14 protein-coding genes are annotated in these 17,675 nt (G+C 62.1%); 7 read left to right on the plus strand and 7 right to left on the minus strand.

What is annotated here, in order from left to right; genetic code table 11:
* Positions 1-9: 9 nt before the first annotated feature.
* From TU80_RS02735 to rloA, 3 genes are read right to left on the minus strand one after another with little or no spacing between them, the layout of a single operon-like run.
* Entirely contained in the window at positions 10-996 is a 987-nt protein-coding gene (locus tag TU80_RS02735) for an alpha-L-glutamate ligase-like protein (protein WP_057003801.1), read from the minus strand.
* On the minus strand, positions 996-2,528 hold the full coding sequence (rloB, locus tag TU80_RS02740) for an osmotic stress tolerance membrane protein RloB (RefSeq protein WP_046382414.1): 1,533 nt from the start codon (positions 2,526-2,528) through the stop codon (positions 996-998). Before rloB ends, TU80_RS02735 begins: the two co-directional genes overlap by 1 nt.
* Before the next feature lie 5 nt (positions 2,529-2,533).
* Positions 2,534-3,082, minus strand: coding sequence for a retropepsin-like aspartic peptidase RloA (gene rloA / locus TU80_RS02745; protein WP_026140213.1), 549 nt, complete (start codon positions 3,080-3,082; stop codon positions 2,534-2,536).
* 272 nt (positions 3,083-3,354) lie between these two features.
* Here rloA and TU80_RS02750 point away from each other — a divergent pair, with 272 nt between their 5' ends.
* The 7 genes from TU80_RS02750 to TU80_RS02780 all read left to right on the plus strand — a co-directional run bounded on the left by TU80_RS02750 (position 3,355) and on the right by TU80_RS02780 (position 13,026).
* Entirely contained in the window at positions 3,355-4,077 is a 723-nt protein-coding gene (locus tag TU80_RS02750; RefSeq protein ID WP_046382415.1) for a GntR family transcriptional regulator, read from the plus strand.
* The gene (gene prpB / locus TU80_RS02755) at positions 4,074-4,967 is read left to right on the plus strand and encodes a methylisocitrate lyase (RefSeq protein ID WP_017848474.1); all 894 of its coding nucleotides are present in this window, start codon (positions 4,074-4,076) and stop codon (positions 4,965-4,967) included. Before TU80_RS02750 ends, prpB begins: the two co-directional genes overlap by 4 nt.
* Positions 4,968-5,008: 41 nt before the next feature.
* Positions 5,009-6,136, plus strand: coding sequence for a bifunctional 2-methylcitrate synthase/citrate synthase (gene prpC, locus TU80_RS02760; RefSeq protein ID WP_046382416.1), 1,128 nt, complete (start codon positions 5,009-5,011; stop codon positions 6,134-6,136).
* A gap of 129 nt (positions 6,137-6,265) precedes the next feature.
* The gene (gene acnD, locus TU80_RS02765; RefSeq protein WP_057003802.1) at positions 6,266-8,860 is read left to right on the plus strand and encodes a Fe/S-dependent 2-methylisocitrate dehydratase AcnD; all 2,595 of its coding nucleotides are present in this window, start codon (positions 6,266-6,268) and stop codon (positions 8,858-8,860) included.
* 11 nt (positions 8,861-8,871) lie between these two features.
* The gene (gene prpF / locus TU80_RS02770; RefSeq protein ID WP_017848471.1) at positions 8,872-10,062 is read left to right on the plus strand and encodes a 2-methylaconitate cis-trans isomerase PrpF; all 1,191 of its coding nucleotides are present in this window, start codon (positions 8,872-8,874) and stop codon (positions 10,060-10,062) included.
* Between the two features lie 199 nt (positions 10,063-10,261).
* Positions 10,262-11,746, plus strand: a complete 1,485-nt coding sequence (gene prpD / locus TU80_RS02775; RefSeq protein WP_057003803.1) for a 2-methylcitrate dehydratase — start codon at positions 10,262-10,264, stop codon at positions 11,744-11,746.
* Positions 11,747-11,934: 188 nt separating this feature from the next.
* Complete coding sequence (locus TU80_RS02780) at positions 11,935-13,026, plus strand: DUF4200 domain-containing protein (RefSeq protein WP_143041269.1); 1,092 nt, start codon at positions 11,935-11,937, stop codon at positions 13,024-13,026.
* Positions 13,027-13,099: 73 nt separating this feature from the next.
* Here the strand turns inward: TU80_RS02780 and TU80_RS02785 are convergent, their stop codons facing one another.
* From TU80_RS02785 to moeB, 4 genes are read right to left on the minus strand one after another with little or no spacing between them, the layout of a single operon-like run.
* Entirely contained in the window at positions 13,100-13,828 is a 729-nt protein-coding gene (locus TU80_RS02785; protein ID WP_046382419.1) for an alanyl-tRNA editing protein, read from the minus strand.
* A 2-nt stretch (positions 13,829-13,830) separates the two neighbouring features.
* Positions 13,831-14,823, minus strand: coding sequence for a serine O-acetyltransferase (locus tag TU80_RS02790; protein WP_046382420.1), 993 nt, complete (start codon positions 14,821-14,823; stop codon positions 13,831-13,833).
* Positions 14,824-14,860: 37 nt separating this feature from the next.
* A complete protein-coding gene (locus TU80_RS02795) occupies positions 14,861-15,775 on the minus strand; it encodes a PLP-dependent cysteine synthase family protein (RefSeq protein WP_046385199.1) in 915 nt (304 codons plus the stop codon).
* Between the two features lie 23 nt (positions 15,776-15,798).
* Positions 15,799-17,661 carry a molybdopterin-synthase adenylyltransferase MoeB gene (gene moeB / locus TU80_RS02800; protein ID WP_046382421.1) on the minus strand — a complete coding sequence of 621 codons (1,863 nt, stop codon included), beginning with the start codon at positions 17,659-17,661 and terminating at the stop codon, positions 15,799-15,801.
* Between the last annotated feature and the right edge of the window lie 14 nt (positions 17,662-17,675).

The raw sequence follows: 17,675 nt of genomic DNA on the forward strand, positions 1-17,675 counted from the left end.
AAGGCTGGCTCAACCTTCGACGGCGGGGATGTGCCCGAACATGGCCTGCACGAATTTCACCCGTTCTTCCGGCGTTTCCGTCACGCCGGCAGCTTTCAGGGTTTCCAGTCGTGCCTCGACCGCGTGGGTGCGCAGGGTCAGGCCGCAGTCGTTGGCGATCTGGATATTCAGCCCCGGCCGCGCATTCAGTTCGAGGATCAGTGGGCCTTTTTCCTGGTCCAGCACCATGTCCACGCCGATGTAGCCCAGCCCGCACAGCTCATAGCAGCCGGCGGCGAGTTTCATGAAACCGTCCCAGTTGGGCAGTTGCACGCCATCCACCGCGTTGGTGGTGTCGGGGTGTTTGGCGATGATGTTGTTCAGCCAGGTGCCGCGCAGGGTCAGGCCGGTGGCCAGGTCGACGCCCACGCCGATCGCGCCCTGGTGCAGGTTGGCCTTGCCGCCGGACTGGCGGGTCGGCAAGCGCAGCATGGCCATCACCGGGTAGCCCATCAGCACGATGATGCGGATATCCGGCACGCCTTCGTAGCTGATGCTCTTGAAAATCTGGTCGGGCACCACGCGGTACTCGATCAGCGCGCGGTCGCGGTGGCCGCCCAGGGAGTACAGGCCGGTGAGGATGCTGGAAATCTGATGCTCGATTTCCTCATGGCTGATGATCTTGCCGGACACCGTGCGATAACGCCCCTCAAAGCGGTCGGCGATGACGAGGATGCCGTCACCGCCAGCGCCCTGGGCCGGCTTGATCACGAAGTCGTTGCGTCCACCGATGATCTCGTCGAGCTTGTCGATTTCCTTCTCGGTGGAAATCACCCCGTACATTTCCGGCACATGGATGCCGGCCGCCAGCGCGCGTTCCTTGGTGATGATCTTGTCATCCACGATCGGGTACAGGCTGCGCTTGTTGTACTTGAGCACGTAGTCCGCATTACGCCGGTTGATGCCCATGATGCCCCGCGCTTCCAGGGCCTTCCAGGTCTTCCAGAAGCCGAACATTACGAGTCAGCCTTGAGGAAGGCCTTGAAGCGCACCAGCTCGGTCAGGCGGTAGCCGCGATAACGCCCCATGGCCAGCATGAAGCCCACCAGGATCAGCAGGATCGCCGGGAAGGTGAACACAAAGTAGACCAGCTCCGGCACGCTCATGATCAGGTGCGCCAGGGACGCCGCGAACAGCGTGCCGATCGCCACTTTCAGCGCATGGCTGGCGCCGCGTTCTTCCCAGGTGATCGACAGGCGTTCGATGGTCATGGTCAGAATCACCATCGGGAACAGCGCCACCGACAGCCCGCGCTCCAGCCCCAGTTTATGGCTGAACAGGCTGATGGCCGCGATCAGCACCACCACGAAGGTCAGCACCACCGACAGCCTCGGCAGCATCTGCAACTTCAGGTGTTCCAGGTACGAGCGCAGCGACAAGCCCAGCGCGGTGATGATCGTAAACAGCACAATCCCGAAGCCCAACTGAGTCTCGCGGAACGCCAGGGCGATCAGCACCGGGGTAAATGTGCCCAGGGTCTGCAGGCCGATCAGGTTGCGCAGGATCAGGATCACCAGCACGCCGATCGGGATCATCACCATGATCATGAAGGTCTGCTGGGTTTGCAGCGGCAGGCCGTACAGCGAGTATTCGAGGAAGTTGGCGTCGGTGTTTTCGTCGGTCAGCTTGGCCAGGCGGATCGCGTTCATTTCGCTGTTGTTCAGGCTGAAGGTGACCATGGCTTTCTTGCCGCCATCGACGGTGATCAGGTTTTCATCGCCGGTCCACCACAGCAGGCGGTCGGCGGGCAGGCCTGGTTCGCCGGTTTCCGGGTTGAAGTACAGCCAGTCATTGCCATTGAAGCTGCGCAGCCACAGTTCCGGGGTTTGCGGCTGGTCGGCGACGAGGCGGATGGTGTGGACCTTTTCCACCGGCACGTGGGCGATGGACAGCAGCAGTTCGACGATCTTGGCCTTGTGCGGTGTCGACGGGTCGCCCGCCAGCAGCAGCTTGACGTTGTCGTCGTTGAGGTTGTTGGTGCGCTTGATTGCTTCGGTAATAAAGGTTTCCACATCGGCCGAGTGCTGGCGGATCGGCGCGAGCAGGGCTTCGGCGGCGATTTTTTCCGGGCCTTCCACGGCGATGCTGTCGCGGAAGGTCGGGCCCTTGATCTTGACCTTTTCACCGCTGTAACGCTTGGTCAGCACCAGGCGGTAATACAGGGTCTGCTTGCCCTTGGCCCGGCGCGCCGACCAGGTGACCTTGCGGTTGCCATCGATGCGGTTGACGCTGACCCCGTAGTTATTCGAGATGAAACTCTCATTGAGGCTGACAAAGTCGCGGCTCAGGGGCGGCACGAACATCTGGATCTTCACCGGGTCTTTCGGGTTGGCGACGAACTCGACCTTGGCGTCGATGTTCCACAAGTCGTCGGTGGCGTCCTCGGTGACGGGAATGCCCAGCACGAAGATCTGGTAGGCGGTGACCGAAATACCCAGCACCACCAGGAGGGTGATGAGGATTTTCAGGTGCAGGGTCAGAGAGCGCATTCGGTTTACTCGGCGGTATGAGCGTCGGCGGCGCAGGCAGGTTTGCCCGCTGCATATTTAAGACTGGGGTCGACCAGCGCATCAAAGCGTTTCAGCGCTTCGGAGCCGATCAGCAGCGGGTATTGGAAAGCGCTGCGGTCAGTCAAGTTCACTTCGATGCTGCGTAAAGCGCTGCCCATGCAGATATCCAGGGCAATCACCGGACGGGCGGTGTAGTTCTTGTCCTCATCGGGGTCGTAGTCACCGGCGCGGCGCTTGATCTTGCTGACGCGGGCCAGTGGGCGTTCGATGGGGTGGGAATGGGCAGTGTCGATGGCCAGGTAGAAGCGTACCCAGGATTCGCCGTTGCGCTTGAAGCGTTTGATATCGCGGGCGCTCAACGAGGCGGTCTTGGCGCCGGTGTCGAGTTTGGCCGCCACTTCCAGGTCGATATCCGCCAGCTTGGCGTATTCGTTGAGGCCATACACGGTCTTCTCGGCGGCAGCGCATAGCCCCGGCATAAGTCCTGGTATGAACAGTAGGCAAAACAATCGGGGGAAGGGCTTGAGTCTCATAAATCCTGAGGCGGTGCAGTGCGATGTTCAATTCAAGGCGACTGGCATTGCTGCGCAAGCTCCCTCGTGCGCCGTTTCATCAAGAGATGTCAGGCAAAAGCGGCGTCTATTCTAACATGATGCTTTTTTGGCGCCAGCGCTGGCAGGCGGCCATGCCCTTGTTGCTTACAACGGCGGTTATTAGACGATTGTCGACAATGTTGATTTATTCTTTGACTAAGTAGGGCTTATTGGCTAGTTTTTGCGGCATTGCTTTTAAAGGTGTCGACAATATGCTGGATCAATCGGAAGCTCCGGTGGTCTCCCCGGAAGAATCCCAGACAATGTCGGAGAACGTCTTTAGGCGTATACAGGCCGCTATCGTCAAAGGCGAGATCGCCCCCGGCAGCAAGATCTCCGAGCCGGAACTGGCGCGCACCTACGGCATCAGCCGCGGCCCGTTGCGTGAGGCGATTCACCGTCTCGAAGGCCAGCGCCTGCTGGTGCGCGTGCCCCATGTGGGCGCTCGCGTGGTGTCGTTGAGCCACGCGGAATTGATCGAACTCTATGAAATCCGCGAATCCCTCGAAGGCATGGCGTGCCGCCTGGCCGCCGAGCGCATGACCGATGCGGAGATCGAAGAACTGCGCCAGGTGCTGCACACCCACGAACGGGATGCGGCGTTCCAGGCGGGTGTCGGCTATTACCAGCAGGAAGGCGACTTCGACTTTCATTACCGGATCATCCAGGGCGCGGGCAACCGCACCTTGACCCAAATGCTCTGCGGCGAGCTGTACCAGTTGGTGCGTATGTACCGCATCCAGTTCTCCGCAACCCCCAATCGTCCACGCCAGGCCTTTGCCGAGCATCACCGTATTCTTGACGCGATCGCCGATCGCGACGGTGAACTGGCCGAGTTGTTGATGCGTCGTCACATCGGCGCCTCCAAACGCAATATCGCCCGCCACTTCCCAGGCGGTGCTCCCCAGACAGCCACTCAGCGAGGTGAGTCATGAGTTCCAATAACAACCGCACTCCAGGCCAGCGTTTCCGTGACGCGGTCGCCAGCGAACACCCATTGCAGGTGGTCGGCACGATCAATGCCAACCACGCACTGCTGGCCAAGCGCGCCGGTTTCAAGGCGATCTACCTGTCGGGTGGCGGGGTGGCCGCGGGCTCCCTCGGCGTGCCGGACCTGGGCATCACCGGCCTCGATGACGTGCTGACCGACGTGCGCCGCATCACCGACGTGTGCGACCTGCCGCTGCTGGTGGACGTGGACACCGGTTTCGGTTCCTCGGCGTTCAACGTGGCACGCACCGTCAAGTCGATGATCAAGTTCGGCGCCGCGGCCATCCATATCGAAGACCAGGTCGGCGCCAAGCGCTGCGGTCATCGCCCGAACAAAGAAATCGTGTCCCAGCAGGAAATGGTCGACCGCATCAAGGCCGCCGTGGATGCGCGCACCGATGACAGCTTCGTGATCATGGCGCGTACCGATGCGCTGGCCGTCGAAGGCCTGGAATCCGCCCTGGACCGCGCCGCCGCCTGCATCGAGGCCGGCGCCGACATGGTGTTCCCGGAAGCCATCACCGAGCTGGACATGTACAAGCTGTTCGCGTCAAAGGTAAAGGCGCCGATCCTGGCTAACATTACCGAATTCGGTGCAACCCCGTTGTACACCGTCGATCAACTGAAATCTGCCGATGTTTCCATCGTGCTGTACCCGCTCTCGGCCTTCCGCGCCATGAACAAGGCCGCCGAAAACGTCTACACCGCGATCCGTCGCGACGGCACCCAACAGAACGTGATCGACACCATGCAAACCCGCATGGAGCTTTACGATCGCATCGACTACCACACCTTCGAGCAGAAGCTCGACGCGCTGTTCGCCGCCAAGAAGTAACGAACGCGCCTCCCGGATAACTACAAAATTGGAGAGTAACCATGGCTGAAGCAAAAGTACTGAGCGGCGCTGGCCTGCGTGGCCAGGTGGCCGGGCAGACCGCACTGTCCACCGTGGGCCAGGCCGGTGCCGGCCTGACCTATCGCGGCTACGACGTGCGCGAACTGGCCGCTGATGCGCAGTTCGAAGAAGTCGCCTACCTGCTGCTGTACGGCGAATTGCCGACCAAGACCGAACTGGCTGCCTACAGCGCCAAGCTGAGCAAGCTGCGTGACCTGCCCCAGGCGCTCAAGGAAGTGCTCGAGCGCATCCCGGCCGACGCCCACCCGATGGACGTGATGCGTACCGGTTGCTCGTTCCTCGGCAATCTCGAGCCGGAGCAGGACTTCAGCGTACAGCGCGATGTCACCGACCGTCTGCTCGCTGCCTTCCCGGCGATCATGTGCTACTGGTACCGCTTCAGCCATGACGGCAAACGCATCGACTGTGTGACCGACGAACCTTCCATCGGTGGTCACTTCCTGCACCTGCTGCACGGCAAGGCGCCGAGCGAGTTGCACGTCAAAGTGATGAACGTGTCGCTGATCCTGTACGCCGAGCACGAATTCAACGCGTCGACCTTTACCGCGCGTGTCTGCGCGTCGACCCTGTCTGACTTGTATTCGTGCATCACCGCCGCCATCGGTTCGCTGCGCGGCCCGCTGCACGGCGGCGCCAACGAAGCGGCGATGGAAATGATCGAGCGCTTCTTGTCGGCCGAGGACGCCGTCGACGGCACCCTCGCCATGCTGGCGCGCAAGGACAAGATCATGGGCTTCGGTCACGCGATCTACAAAGACAGCGACCCGCGTAATGAAGTGATCAAGGGCTGGTCGAAACTGCTCGCCGAAGAAGTGGACGACAAAGTGTTGTTCCCGGTCTCCGAAGCCATCGACAAGGTCATGTGGGAGCAGAAGAAGTTGTTCCCCAACGCCGACTTCTACCATGCCTCGGCGTACCACTTCATGGGCATCCCGACCAAGCTGTTCACCCCGATCTTCGTGTGCTCGCGCCTCACCGGCTGGGCCGCGCATGTGTTCGAACAGCGCGCCAACAACCGCATCATCCGTCCAAGCGCTGAGTACATCGGCGTCGAACAGCGCAAGTTCGTGCCAATCGAACGTCGCTGAAGGCCGACGATTCCAGGATTGAAATGAGGTCAAAAGGTGGGAGGGGGCTTGCCCCCTCCCACATTTGAATCGCATTTCAAATCTGGATCAGTGGGTTCCTTTTGTAATCACCGTGACCGAGTCCTGACGATGAACACTGAATTTCGCAAATCGCTCCCCGGCAGCCGCCTCGATTACTTCGACGCCCGCGCGGCTGTCGATGCAATCACCCCCGGCGCCTACGCCACCTTGCCTTACACCTCCCGCGTACTCGCGGAAAACCTGGTGCGTCGTTGCGACCCGGCCACCCTCAACGCTTCCCTGAGCCAACTGATCGAGCGCAAGCGCGACCTCGACTTCCCTTGGTTCCCGGCGCGGGTGGTGTGCCATGACATCCTCGGCCAGACCGCCCTGGTCGACCTCGCCGGCCTGCGCGATGCCATCGCCCTGCAAGGCGGCGACCCGGCCCAGGTCAACCCGGTGGTGCCGACCCAACTGATCGTCGACCACTCCCTGGCCGTCGAAGCCGGTGGTTTCGACCCGGACGCGTTCGAGAAAAACCGCGCCATCGAAGACCGCCGCAATGAAGACCGCTTCCACTTTATCGAGTGGACCAAAAAAGCCTTCAAGAACGTCGACGTGATCCCGCCGGGCAACGGCATCATGCACCAGATCAACCTGGAGAAAATGTCTCCGGTGATCCAGGTGCGCGACGGCGTGGCGTTCCCCGACACCTGCGTCGGCACCGACAGCCACACCCCGCACGTGGATGCCCTCGGCGTGATCGCCATCGGCGTCGGCGGCCTCGAAGCCGAGAGCGTGATGCTCGGCCGCGCCTCGTGGATGCGCCTGCCGGAAAGCGTCGGCGTGGAGCTGACGGGCAAGCTGCAACCCGGTATCACCGCCACCGACATGGTGCTGGCGCTGACCGAGTTCCTGCGTCAACAGAAAGTGGTGGGCGCATGGCTCGAGTTCTTCGGCGAAGGTGCATCGGCACTGACCCTGGGCGACCGCGCGACCATCTCCAACATGGCCCCGGAATACGGCGCCACCGCGGCGATGTTCTACATCGACCCGCAGACCATCGCCTACCTGAAACTCACTGGCCGTGAAGACGCACAAGTCGCCCTGGTCGAGCAGTACGCTCGCCAGACCGGCCTGTGGGCCGACGACCTCAAGGGCGCGAAATACGAACGCGGCCTGACCTTCGACCTGTCCAGCGTCGTGCGCAACATGGCCGGCCCGAGCAACCCGCACGCCCGTGTCGCCACCAGCGACCTCGCCGCCAAAGGCATCTCCGGCCAGTGGGAAGAAGTACCGGGGCAAATGCCCGACGGTGCGGTCATCATTGCCGCGATCACCAGTTGCACCAACACCAGTAACCCGCGCAACGTGATCGCCGCCGGCCTCCTGGCGCGCAACGCCAACAAGCTGGGGCTGAGCCGCAAGCCGTGGGTCAAGTCGTCCCTGGCGCCCGGTTCGAAAACCGTGGCCATGTACCTCGAAGAAGCCGGCCTTGGGCACGAACTGGAAAAACTCGGTTTCGGCGTGGTGGCCTTCGCCTGCACCACCTGCAACGGTATGTCCGGTGCGCTCGACCCGGTGATCCAGCAAGAGATCATTGACCGCGACTTGTACGCCACCGCCGTGTTGTCGGGTAACCGCAACTTCGACGGGCGTATCCACCCGTATGCCAAGCAAGCGTTCCTGGCTTCGCCGCCGCTGGTGGTGGCCTATGCGATTGCCGGCACCATCCGTTTCGATATCGAGAAGGACGTGCTGGGCCTCGACGCCAACGGCAAGGAAGTCCGCCTGAAAGACATCTGGCCGAGCGACGAAGAAATCGACGCGGTGGTCAAGGCGTCGGTCAAGCCGGAGCAGTTCCGCAAAGTGTATATCCCGATGTTCGCGATCCACGAAGACACCGGCCCGAAAGTCGCGCCGCTGTATGAGTGGCGCCCGCAAAGTACCTATATCCGCCGTCCGCCGTACTGGGAAGGTGCGCTGGCCGGTGCGCGGCCGCTCAAGGGCATGCGCCCGCTGGCAGTGCTGCCGGACAACATCACCACCGACCACCTGTCGCCGTCCAACGCGATCATGCTCGACAGCGCCGCCGGCGAATACCTGGCGAAAATGGGCCTGCCGGAAGTCGACTTCAACTCCTACGCGACCCACCGCGGCGACCACCTGACCGCGCAACGCGCGACCTTCGCCAACCCGAAACTGTTCAACGAAATGGTCGTCGAGAACGGCAAGGTCAAGCAGGGTTCCCTGGCGCGCATCGAGCCGGAAGGCAAGGTCACACGCATGTGGGAAGCCATCGAAACCTACATGGAGCGCAAGCAGCCGCTGATCATCATCGCCGGCGCCGACTACGGTCAGGGTTCGTCCCGCGACTGGGCGGCCAAGGGCGTGCGCCTGGCGGGTGTGGAAGCGATTGCCGCCGAAGGTTTCGAACGCATTCACCGCACCAACCTGGTGGGCATGGGCGTGTTGCCGCTGGAGTTCCTGCCGGGCACCGACCGTCACACGTTGAAGATCGACGGCAGCGAAACCTATGACGTGGTCGGCGAACGCACCCCGCGCGCGCAGTTGACCCTGGTGATCAACCGCAAGAATGGCGAACGTGTCGAAGTGCCGGTGACCTGCCGCCTGGACACCGCTGAAGAAGTGTCGATCTACGAGGCGGGCGGCGTGTTGCAACGTTTTGCCCAGGACTTCCTGGAATCGGCGGCGACCGCCTGAAGAGGATAACCATGTCACACGTACCGCAAATCAAGATCCCCGCCACCTACATGCGTGGCGGCACCAGCAAGGGTGTGTTTTTCAGCGTCCAGGACCTGCCCGAGTCGGCGCAGGTCCCGGGTGCCGCACGCGATGCCCTGCTGTTGCGGGTGATCGGCAGCCCCGATCCCTATGACAAACAGATCGACGGCATGGGCGGCGCCACGTCGAGCACCAGCAAAACCGTGATCCTGGCCAAGAGCAGCCGCGCCGAGCATGACGTGGACTACCTGTTCGGCCAGGTCGCCATCGACAAACCGTTCGTCGACTGGAGCGGCAACTGCGGCAACCTGTCGGCGGCGGTGGGTTCCTTCGCCATCAGCGCGGGCCTGGTCGACCCGGCCCGCGTGCCGCGCAACGGCGTGGCCGTGGTGCGGATCTGGCAGGCCAATATCGGCAAGACCATCATCGCCCACGTACCGATCACCGACGGCGCGGTGCAGGAAACCGGCGACTTCGAACTGGACGGCGTGACCTTCCCGGCCGCCGAAGTGCAGTTGGAGTTCCTGGACCCGGCCGCTGAAGAAGAGGGCGGCGGTGGTTCGATGTTCCCCACCGGCAACCTGATCGATGACCTGGAGGTGCCGGGCGTCGGCACCTTCAAGGCCACGCTGATCAACGCGGGTATCCCGACGATCTTCATCAACGCGCAAGACCTGGGCTATACCGGTACCGAGCTGCAAGGCGCGATCAACGGCGACCCGAAAGCCCTGGCGATGTTCGAGACGGTGCGGGCCTATGGCGCGTTGCGCATGGGCCTGATCAAGCATCTGGACGAAGCCGCCCAGCGTCAGCACACGCCAAAGGTGGCCTTCGTGGCACCGCCTGCGGACTACGTGGCTTCCAGCGGCAAGGCGATCAAGGCCGGCGATATCGACCTGCTGGTGCGTGCCTTGTCCATGGGCAAGTTGCACCACGCGATGATGGGCACCGCAGCGGTGGCGATCGGCACGGCGGCGGCGATTTCCGGGACCTTGGTCAACCTCGCGGCGGGCGGCGTGGAACGCAACGCGGTGCGCTTCGGGCATCCGTCCGGCACCTTGCGGGTCGGCGCTGAAGCCACCCAGGTCAACGGCGAATGGGTGGTGAAGAAGGCCATCATGAGCCGTAGCGCGCGGGTGTTGATGGAAGGCTTTGTACGCGTCCCAGGCGACGCGTTCTAAGGCTCGATACACATCCAATGTGGGAGGGGGCTTGCCCCCGATAGCGGTGTACCAGTCGACACATTCATTGACTGACCCACCGTCATCGGGGGCAAGCCCCCTCCCACAAGGGATCTCTATTCCAAGGCAGGCATCGAAGATCGGCTTTCAGTAACCGTGAGCCCGAGGACTGACCCCCCACCCACTTTGGAGAACAGCCATGAGCGCCAACGTCGACCAGAACACCCGCCCCGACTACGACCAGGTTTTGCAGGACATCGCTGACTACGTCCTCAACTACCGGATCGACTCCCCAGCCGCGCTGGACACTGCGCGCAACTGCCTGATGGATACCCTCGGTTGCGGCCTGCTGGCGCTGCGGTTCCCGGAATGCACCAAGCACCTGGGGCCGCTGGTCGAGGGTACGGTGGTGCCGTTCGGCGCGCGGGTGCCGGGCACGTCGTTCCGGCTCGACCCGGTCAAGGCCGCCTGGGACATCGGCTGCATCGTGCGCTGGCTCGACTACAACGACACCTGGCTCGCCGCCGAATGGGGCCACCCCTCGGATAACCTCGGCGGCATCCTCGCCGTGGCCGATCACCTCTCGCAACGACGCGTGGCCAATGGCGACGCGCCGCTGACCGTGCGCGCAGTGCTGGAAGCGATGATCATGGCCCACGAGATCCAGGGTGTGATTGCCCTGGAAAACGCCTTCAACCGTGTCGGTCTCGACCATGTGCTGCTGGTGAAAGTCGCCTCGACGGCGGTCACCGCCAAGCTGATGGGCGCCAACCGCGAGCAACTGCTGTCGGCGCTGTCCCATGCCTTTGTCGACGGTCAGGCATTGCGCACCTATCGGCACGCACCGAATGCCGGTTCGCGCAAATCCTGGGCGGCGGGCGATGCCTCCAGTCGCGGTGTGCGGTTGGCAGACATCGCGCTGCGCGGCGAGATGGGTATTCCCGGGGTGTTGAGCGCACCGCAATGGGGCTTCTACGACGTGCTGTTCAGCCACACCAACAAAGACCTGGCGCTCAAGCCCGAAGGCAAGCGCACCTTCAGCCTGTCCCAACCCTACGGCACCTATGTGATGGAAAACGTGCTGTTCAAGATCAGCTTTCCCGCCGAGTTCCACGCGCAAACCGCCTGCGAAGCTGCGGTGACCTTGCACCCGCAGGTTGTGGATCGCCTGCACGACATCGAACGCATCGTGATCACTACCCATGAGTCGGCGATTCGGATCATTTCCAAGGTCGGCCCATTGGCCAATGCGGCCGACCGCGATCACTGCCTGCAATACATGACCGCCGTGCCGCTGGCCTTCGGCACGCTGGTGGCCGAGCAGTACGAAGATGAGTTCCACGCTGCGCACCCGATCATCGACGAGCTGCGCGAAAAGATGGTGATCGTCGAAGAGCCCCGCTACAGCCGCGAATACCTGGAGGCGGACAAACGTTCCATCGCCAATGCGGTGCAGGTGTTCTTCAACGATGGCACCCACACCGAGCAGGTCGCGGTGGAGTACCCGATTGGGCATCGTCGGCGCCGGGTGGACGGTATTCCGTTGCTGGAAGACAAGTTCAAGGCCAACCTGGCGACGCGCTTTACGGCCCAGCGCAGTGCCGAGATTTTTGCGTTGTGCAAGGATCAGGCGCGGCTTGAAGCCACGCCGGTGAATCGCTTTGTGGATTTATGGGTGATATGAACGCGCCGTGGTTGCGCACGCTCGCGAAGGGCAGGTTTTGACACAGACATACTTTGCGATTGATGCGTCCTACATCTTCGGAACCGTTTTCAGATAGAAGCCAATCAGGTGTCAGATGCCCTGCAGGCGCGGGTCATCTGGCAAGCGATGCTTGTGGATCAAACACCTGAATCTGAAAAGGCCCTTTTATGAATAGCGTAAACAATCGCCCGCCAATGCCCAACACCGTCGGCTATGACATGTCGCCGAACGCCAGGCTCCGTCGCGCCGACGAGAGCCTCAGAGTACCTGACAGTCCTCTGGCCAAGGCGTCGTCTGCGGCAAAAAACGCGGTACCCGCTCATCTGGAACACCTCTCTGGCCAGAACAAACAGTTGGCCGAAAAATATGATCAGATGGTCGCCAAGTTAACGCCGCAAATCATGAAGCTTCAGGAGCAAGTGAACCAGCTTGCGCAGCACCCCAAGGTGAAGGCAGCGTCTGGAAAAGAGGCGGCACCGTCGAACCCCAGTACTCGTGGTGATCCTGCGGCGAAGCAGAACGGCACGTCGCCTGAAGCGCGCGGCCGTATGGACAATACACAAGGGGCCGGGCGGGATGCTCCTCCCTCCCTTGAGCGCTTGACTGCCGAAAATAAGCAACTGGGCGATAGGCTCAATAAGTTGGAGTCCGGTTTCAATTCGGTCGTTAAAGGGCTTCAAGACCAGATCGGTGATTTGAGTAAGAGGTTGGGCGCGGATACTCCCCAGACCCGGATGCCTCCCGCAGCGCAGGGGCAGGGTCAGGCCAATCAGGGAGCTTCTTCCGGTCAGGGCAAGCAAGGCGCGGCGCAGGGTCAGGGGCAGGCCAATCAGGGTGCTTCTTCCGGTCAAGGCAAGCAAGGCGCGGCGCAGGGGCAGGGTCAGGGTCAGGCCAATCAGGGTGCCTCTTCCGGCCAGGGCAAGCAAGGCGCAGCGCAGGGCCAGGGTCAGGCCAATCAGGGTGCTTCTTCCGGCCAGGGCAAGCAAGGCGCAGCGCAGGGCCAGGGCCAGGGTCAGGCCAATCAGGGGGCTTCTTCGGGCCAAGGCAAGCAAGGCGCGGCGCAGTCCAACGAAAGCAACCCGTCGGCCCGGTCCGATGAATCAAACCAGGCGCCTCGTACCCTCGAGGATCTCGCACGCGACAATGAGCAACTTCGCACACGCATCGACCAGATGATGGCTGAATTTTCCAAGGTGATTTCCGAACTGCAGAAGCAAATCGAGCAGCTGAATAACCAGATCAAAGCGCTGAAGGGTTAAGTTCAGCGATAGAAAAACGGGTCAATGTGGGGCGGTAAGCCCGCACCTGCATCGACCCCGTTCTGCTGAACATTCATTCAAAGCGCAAAATAACCCGACGGTTATGCTTGCTCTTCTTCTCGATCTTCTCGCAAAACACCCGGCCGATTTCTTCGGTGTTGATCACATGGGTGCCGCCGCATGGCTGGATATCGATTCCGGCAATTTCAATTACGCGCACCGAGCCCTGGATCACGGGCGGAGCTACCGCTTGGGTGCGGGTGATCTGCAGCAGGGTTGCGTACTCCGACGCGGGCATCGACAGGGTTTTCACCTGATGAGCCTGTTCGATCAGCGCGTTGATATCGCGGGTGATGCTGTCTTTGTCCAGGGTCATTTCCGGCAGGTCGAAATCCAGTCGCCCTTTGTCGGCGCTGATGCTGCAGCCGGTGACCGGGGCGTCGATGAGCGAACACAGCAGGTGCAGGCAGGTGTGCATTTTCATGTGCTGGTAGCGCCGTTCCCAATCGAGGCTGGCATCCACCTGGGCCCCGGCGCTCAACTGCTCGGGACAGTGTTCCACCTGGTGCCAGATGATCGAGCGCTGCACCGGGTCGCGCACCGTGCCGAGGATGTCCACGCGCGTGCCGTCGTCCAGGGTGAAGTGGCCGCTGTCGCCGGGTTGCCCGCCGCCGGTAGGGTAGAACAGCGTGTGCTCCAGGGCGATGCCGTGTTCGCTGACGGCAATCACCCGGGCGCTGAAGGCGTTCTGGTAGGGCGCGCTGTCAAACAGCGCCAGGGTTTCCATGGTGTGCACAGACATGTTCAACCTCCGACAATCAATGGGCTGGCTTGCAGCAGGTGACGCACCATTGCGCTCAAGCCAGGGGGGGAAAGCAGGGTGATTTCAAATTCCGGCCCGCAGACTTTCAGGTTCAGCGGCAGGCGTGGCAGGCGGTCGCCCATTTCGATGTGGCGCAGGCGAAATTGCAGGTGATGGCGTTCTTTCACCGTGGGTTCGAGCATCAGCCCCTGCAACGGGTGAAAGTCGGCGTCCAGCACCGTGACCTTGTGGTTGGCGTTGATCTCGCCGACCACGTGCAGGCGCTCATCGAGAGCGAAGGCGCCGAGGTAGCTGCTGTGCTCCGATTCGTCGTTCTTTTGCAATTGGATCTGGTTGACCACCTTGACCTTGGTCCCCGCCGGTACGTCCTGGGTGATCACGCACGCTGGGCTGATGAACACGTTGTCGCCGATCTGCACGTAGCCCAGCACGCGGGCGCCGGAGCCGATTTCGACGTTGTTGCCCAGGCGCGGGTGGCGCTTGCCGTCGGGGTTGTTGGCGATGCCGCGAGCGCCGAGGGTCACGCCGCAGAGGATGTAGCAGTCGTTGCCGATCTCGCAGGTTTCACCGATCACCGTGCCGTAGCCATGGTCGAGCACAAAGCGCCGACCGATGCGTGCTGCCGGGTGAATCTCCGCGCCGGAGAGGATCTTGCCCTGGTTGCTGAGCTTGAGGGCAATGCGCGAAAACATCCCGTTGGTCTGGTCGGGAAAATGCCACACCCGGTGCGCCAGCCGGTAGAACAGCACCGCCTTGAACGAGGCATAGGATTCCAGGATCAACTCGCCGCGTCCGCGCGACGCCGGGTCGCGGTAGGCGTAGGCAATCAGGTCCTCGGCCACCGCCTGGGCGGCGCTCTGGACCAACGGCGCCAAGTGCGGCTCCAGCTGCTTCATCTGCGTGGGCGTCAGGGTCTTGATGAGGTGGGTAAGCAATTCATCGTGCAGATGTTGCATGTCGATAAAGCCGCCCATGGAGGCACCCCCGAATTCTGGATGGTTGGATAACCGGTTATTCAAAACTGGGCAGGTAGCTGTCGGCATTGTCGTAGACCATGGTCAACACCACCGTTTCGGGCGGTAACTCCGGGGCGAGCTTGGCGATGGCCACCATATTGGCGGCCGAGGACAGGCCCAGGCTGATGGCATCGGTACGCATGATGCGTTTCATCATGTCGAGGCATTCCATGCGCGACACCTTGAGCATGCCGTCCAGCACGTCCAGGTTGAGGATGCTCGGGATCAAGCCGATCGACAGGCCCTGGATATGGTGGGGTGCGTGCTGGTTTTTCAGCAGGTCGCATTCCTCCGGTTCCACGCCCATCACGCGCAGGGCCGGCCAGGCGGCCTTGAGGGTTTCGCCGATGCCGGTGATATGGCCGCCGGTGCCGATGCCGCTGACGAAGTAATCCACGCGCTGCTCACCGAAGGCGCTGAGGATCTCCGGCGCGGTGGTGTCGCGGTGGGTCTGCGGGTTGGCGCCGTTGCGTTGCTGGTTGAGCATCACGTAGCTGGGGTTTTCCAGTTGCAACTCCATGCATTTCTCGCCATGGGAATTGTTGCCGAGGCGGCTGTCCGACAGCACCACCTTGGCGCCATACAGGCGCAGCAGTTTCTGCTTTTCGGGGCTGTAGTTATCCGGGATCACCAGCACCACTTTGTAGCCGAGCACGTTGCCAGCCATCACCAGGCCAATGCCGGTGTTGCCGCCGCTGGGTTCGATAATGGTTTGCCCGGAGTCGCGCATCAGCACGCCGCGACGCTCGGCGTCGAGGATCATGCCCAAGGCGATGCGCGCCTTGTGGCTGCCGCCGGGGTTGAGCGATTCCAGTTTGGCGTAGACCTCGATGCCGAGGTCTTCGGAAAACTGCGCCAGGCGCACGATCGGTGTGTGGCCGATGGCGTCGAGAATTGAGTTATGCAACATCAGGTCGTTACCCAGGGCCGTGATCAGTACAAAGGCATATCGGGTTCGACGTCGCGAACCCAATGTTTCATGCCGCCTTGCAGAACTTTGGTGTTGGCGAAGCCGGCCGCCAGCAGGGTGCTGGCCGCTTGCTCGGCGCGGGTTCCGGCGTAGCAGATCAGGTAGTGAGTGTTGTCTCGGCTGAGGCTGTCGAGCTGACCGTCCAGTTCGGCGAGGGGGATATGCACCACGCCCGGCAACTTGCAGACCTCCAGTTCGCTGGCGTCGCGCACGTCCAGCAGTACGTCGGCGCTGCTGTGGCGTTCGAGCAGTTGTTTGAGTACCCGCGGCTTGATGTAGCGCTCTTCGGCCAGGCTGGGCTTGCTCGGTACGGCGTCGGCGCAGACTGTCGGCGCGAGGGGTGCGCTGTGGCGCAGTTCCGAACAGCACGGGCAGTCGGCGCGGCGCTTGAAGCGGATCTCGCTGAATTTCATCGCCAGCGCATCGAAGCGCATCAAGCGGCCGGACAAGGGTTCGCCGATGCCGATCAGCAACTTGATCGCCTCGGTCGCCTGGATCATCCCGACTACCCCCGGCAGCACGCCGATCACTCCGCCAGCGCTGCAATTGGGCGCCAGTTCCGCTGGTGGTGCCTTGGGGAACAGGCAGCGGTAGCAGGGCCCGCCTTTGTAATTGAGCACGCTGATCTGCCCGTCGAAACGGTAGATGGCGCCGAACACCAGGGGTTTGCCCAACTGCACGCAGGCGTCGTTGACCAGGTAGCGCGTGTCGAAATTGTCGGTGCCGTCGATCACCAGGTCGTAGGCGCCGACCAGTTCCAGGGCGTTGTCGGCGGTCAGCGCGGTGTCGTGGGCATTGATCTGGATGTGGCTGTTGAGGTCTTGCAAGCGTTGCTTGGCGGACGCGACCTTGGACATGCCCAGGGTGCTGTTGCCGTGGACGATCTGGCGTTGCAGGTTGCTGCTCTCGACCACATCGAAATCCACCAGCCCCAGGGTGCCGATGCCGGCCGCCGCCAGGTACAGGCTGATGGGTGAGCCCAGGCCGCCGGTGCCGATGATCAGCACCTTGGCTTTTTTCAGGTTCAACTGGCCTTCGCGACCGACGCCGGGCAGGGTGATATGGCGCACGTAACGCTGCACTTCTTCATTGCTCAGACTGTCGACGTCGATGCCGCCGGAGGTGGCGAGCAACACTTCGATCCTGGCCTTTTCCGGTAGCCGGTCGTCCGCCTCGATCAATGCTTCCTCAGCAGTAAACAGGAAGTGTTCCTTGAGCTGATTGTTGTTCTCGTGGAACAGGTGCATACGCAACTGCGGGTGGCTGTCGCAGAGGTTTTCAATGACTTCGCGCAATGTCGATCCGGTGCCCTCAAGGGTCGATTCCGGCAGCTTGGCCACGCGAACCAGAATGTCGGGGAAAGAGACAGCGTTCATGGACAACTCCGTGTGCAGGTCGTTGAGGGGTTGAAGGGCGAAATGCTTGCCATCCCAGGCAAACAGCTTCGAGCCCAGGGCCTGGCCCTGGCGAACATCCACCACCAGGTAGCTGACGGGGTAGATCGGCTCGCCCATGAACAGCGCCTTGTCCTGGTCTTCGTCGCTGAAATAGGCACCGACGTCGGGGTGGGAGTGGTAGATCACCACCACCGGGTTGTCGCTGCGAAGTGCCTTGTTCAGCAGCAGCGTGTCGGCCACGGAAAAGGTGTAGCCGTTGGCCGCGCTGCGCGGGTACATCTCGGGGTTCTTGCGGTGCAGCTCGTTCTGGATATTGCGGCCCAGGTACACGCTGCCGTCGGCGAAGACGAAGCCACAGCATTCCTCGGGGTAGCTGCGGCTGGCGTGGGCATAGATCTGTTCCAGGGCTTCTGGGCGGAGGACGTCCATGTTTCTCTCGCGTT

It is taken from the genome of Pseudomonas veronii, assembly GCF_001439695.1.
In the GTDB taxonomy this organism is placed as follows: Bacteria; Pseudomonadota; Gammaproteobacteria; order Pseudomonadales; family Pseudomonadaceae; genus Aquipseudomonas; species Aquipseudomonas veronii.

Bases quoted from the DNA above. Each gene is read 5' to 3' on its own strand.
- TU80_RS02735 (WP_057003801.1), bottom strand. From the start codon at position 996: ATGTTCGGCTTCTGGAAGACCTGGAAGGCCCTGGAAGCGCGGGGCATC.
- rloB (WP_046382414.1), bottom strand. From the start codon at position 2,528: ATGCGCTCTCTGACCCTGCACCTGAAAATCCTCATCACCCTCCTGGTG.
- rloA (WP_026140213.1), bottom strand. From the start codon at position 3,082: ATGAGACTCAAGCCCTTCCCCCGATTGTTTTGCCTACTGTTCATACCA.
- TU80_RS02750 (WP_046382415.1), top strand. From the start codon at position 3,355: ATGCTGGATCAATCGGAAGCTCCGGTGGTCTCCCCGGAAGAATCCCAG.
- prpB (WP_017848474.1), top strand. From the start codon at position 4,074: ATGAGTTCCAATAACAACCGCACTCCAGGCCAGCGTTTCCGTGACGCG.
- prpC (WP_046382416.1), top strand. From the start codon at position 5,009: ATGGCTGAAGCAAAAGTACTGAGCGGCGCTGGCCTGCGTGGCCAGGTG.
- acnD (WP_057003802.1), top strand. From the start codon at position 6,266: ATGAACACTGAATTTCGCAAATCGCTCCCCGGCAGCCGCCTCGATTAC.
- prpF (WP_017848471.1), top strand. From the start codon at position 8,872: ATGTCACACGTACCGCAAATCAAGATCCCCGCCACCTACATGCGTGGC.
- prpD (WP_057003803.1), top strand. From the start codon at position 10,262: ATGAGCGCCAACGTCGACCAGAACACCCGCCCCGACTACGACCAGGTT.
- TU80_RS02780 (WP_143041269.1), top strand. From the start codon at position 11,935: ATGAATAGCGTAAACAATCGCCCGCCAATGCCCAACACCGTCGGCTAT.
- TU80_RS02785 (WP_046382419.1), bottom strand. From the start codon at position 13,828: ATGTCTGTGCACACCATGGAAACCCTGGCGCTGTTTGACAGCGCGCCC.
- TU80_RS02790 (WP_046382420.1), bottom strand. From the start codon at position 14,823: ATGGGCGGCTTTATCGACATGCAACATCTGCACGATGAATTGCTTACC.
- TU80_RS02795 (WP_046385199.1), bottom strand. From the start codon at position 15,775: ATGTTGCATAACTCAATTCTCGACGCCATCGGCCACACACCGATCGTG.
- moeB (WP_046382421.1), bottom strand. From the start codon at position 17,661: ATGGACGTCCTCCGCCCAGAAGCCCTGGAACAGATCTATGCCCACGCC.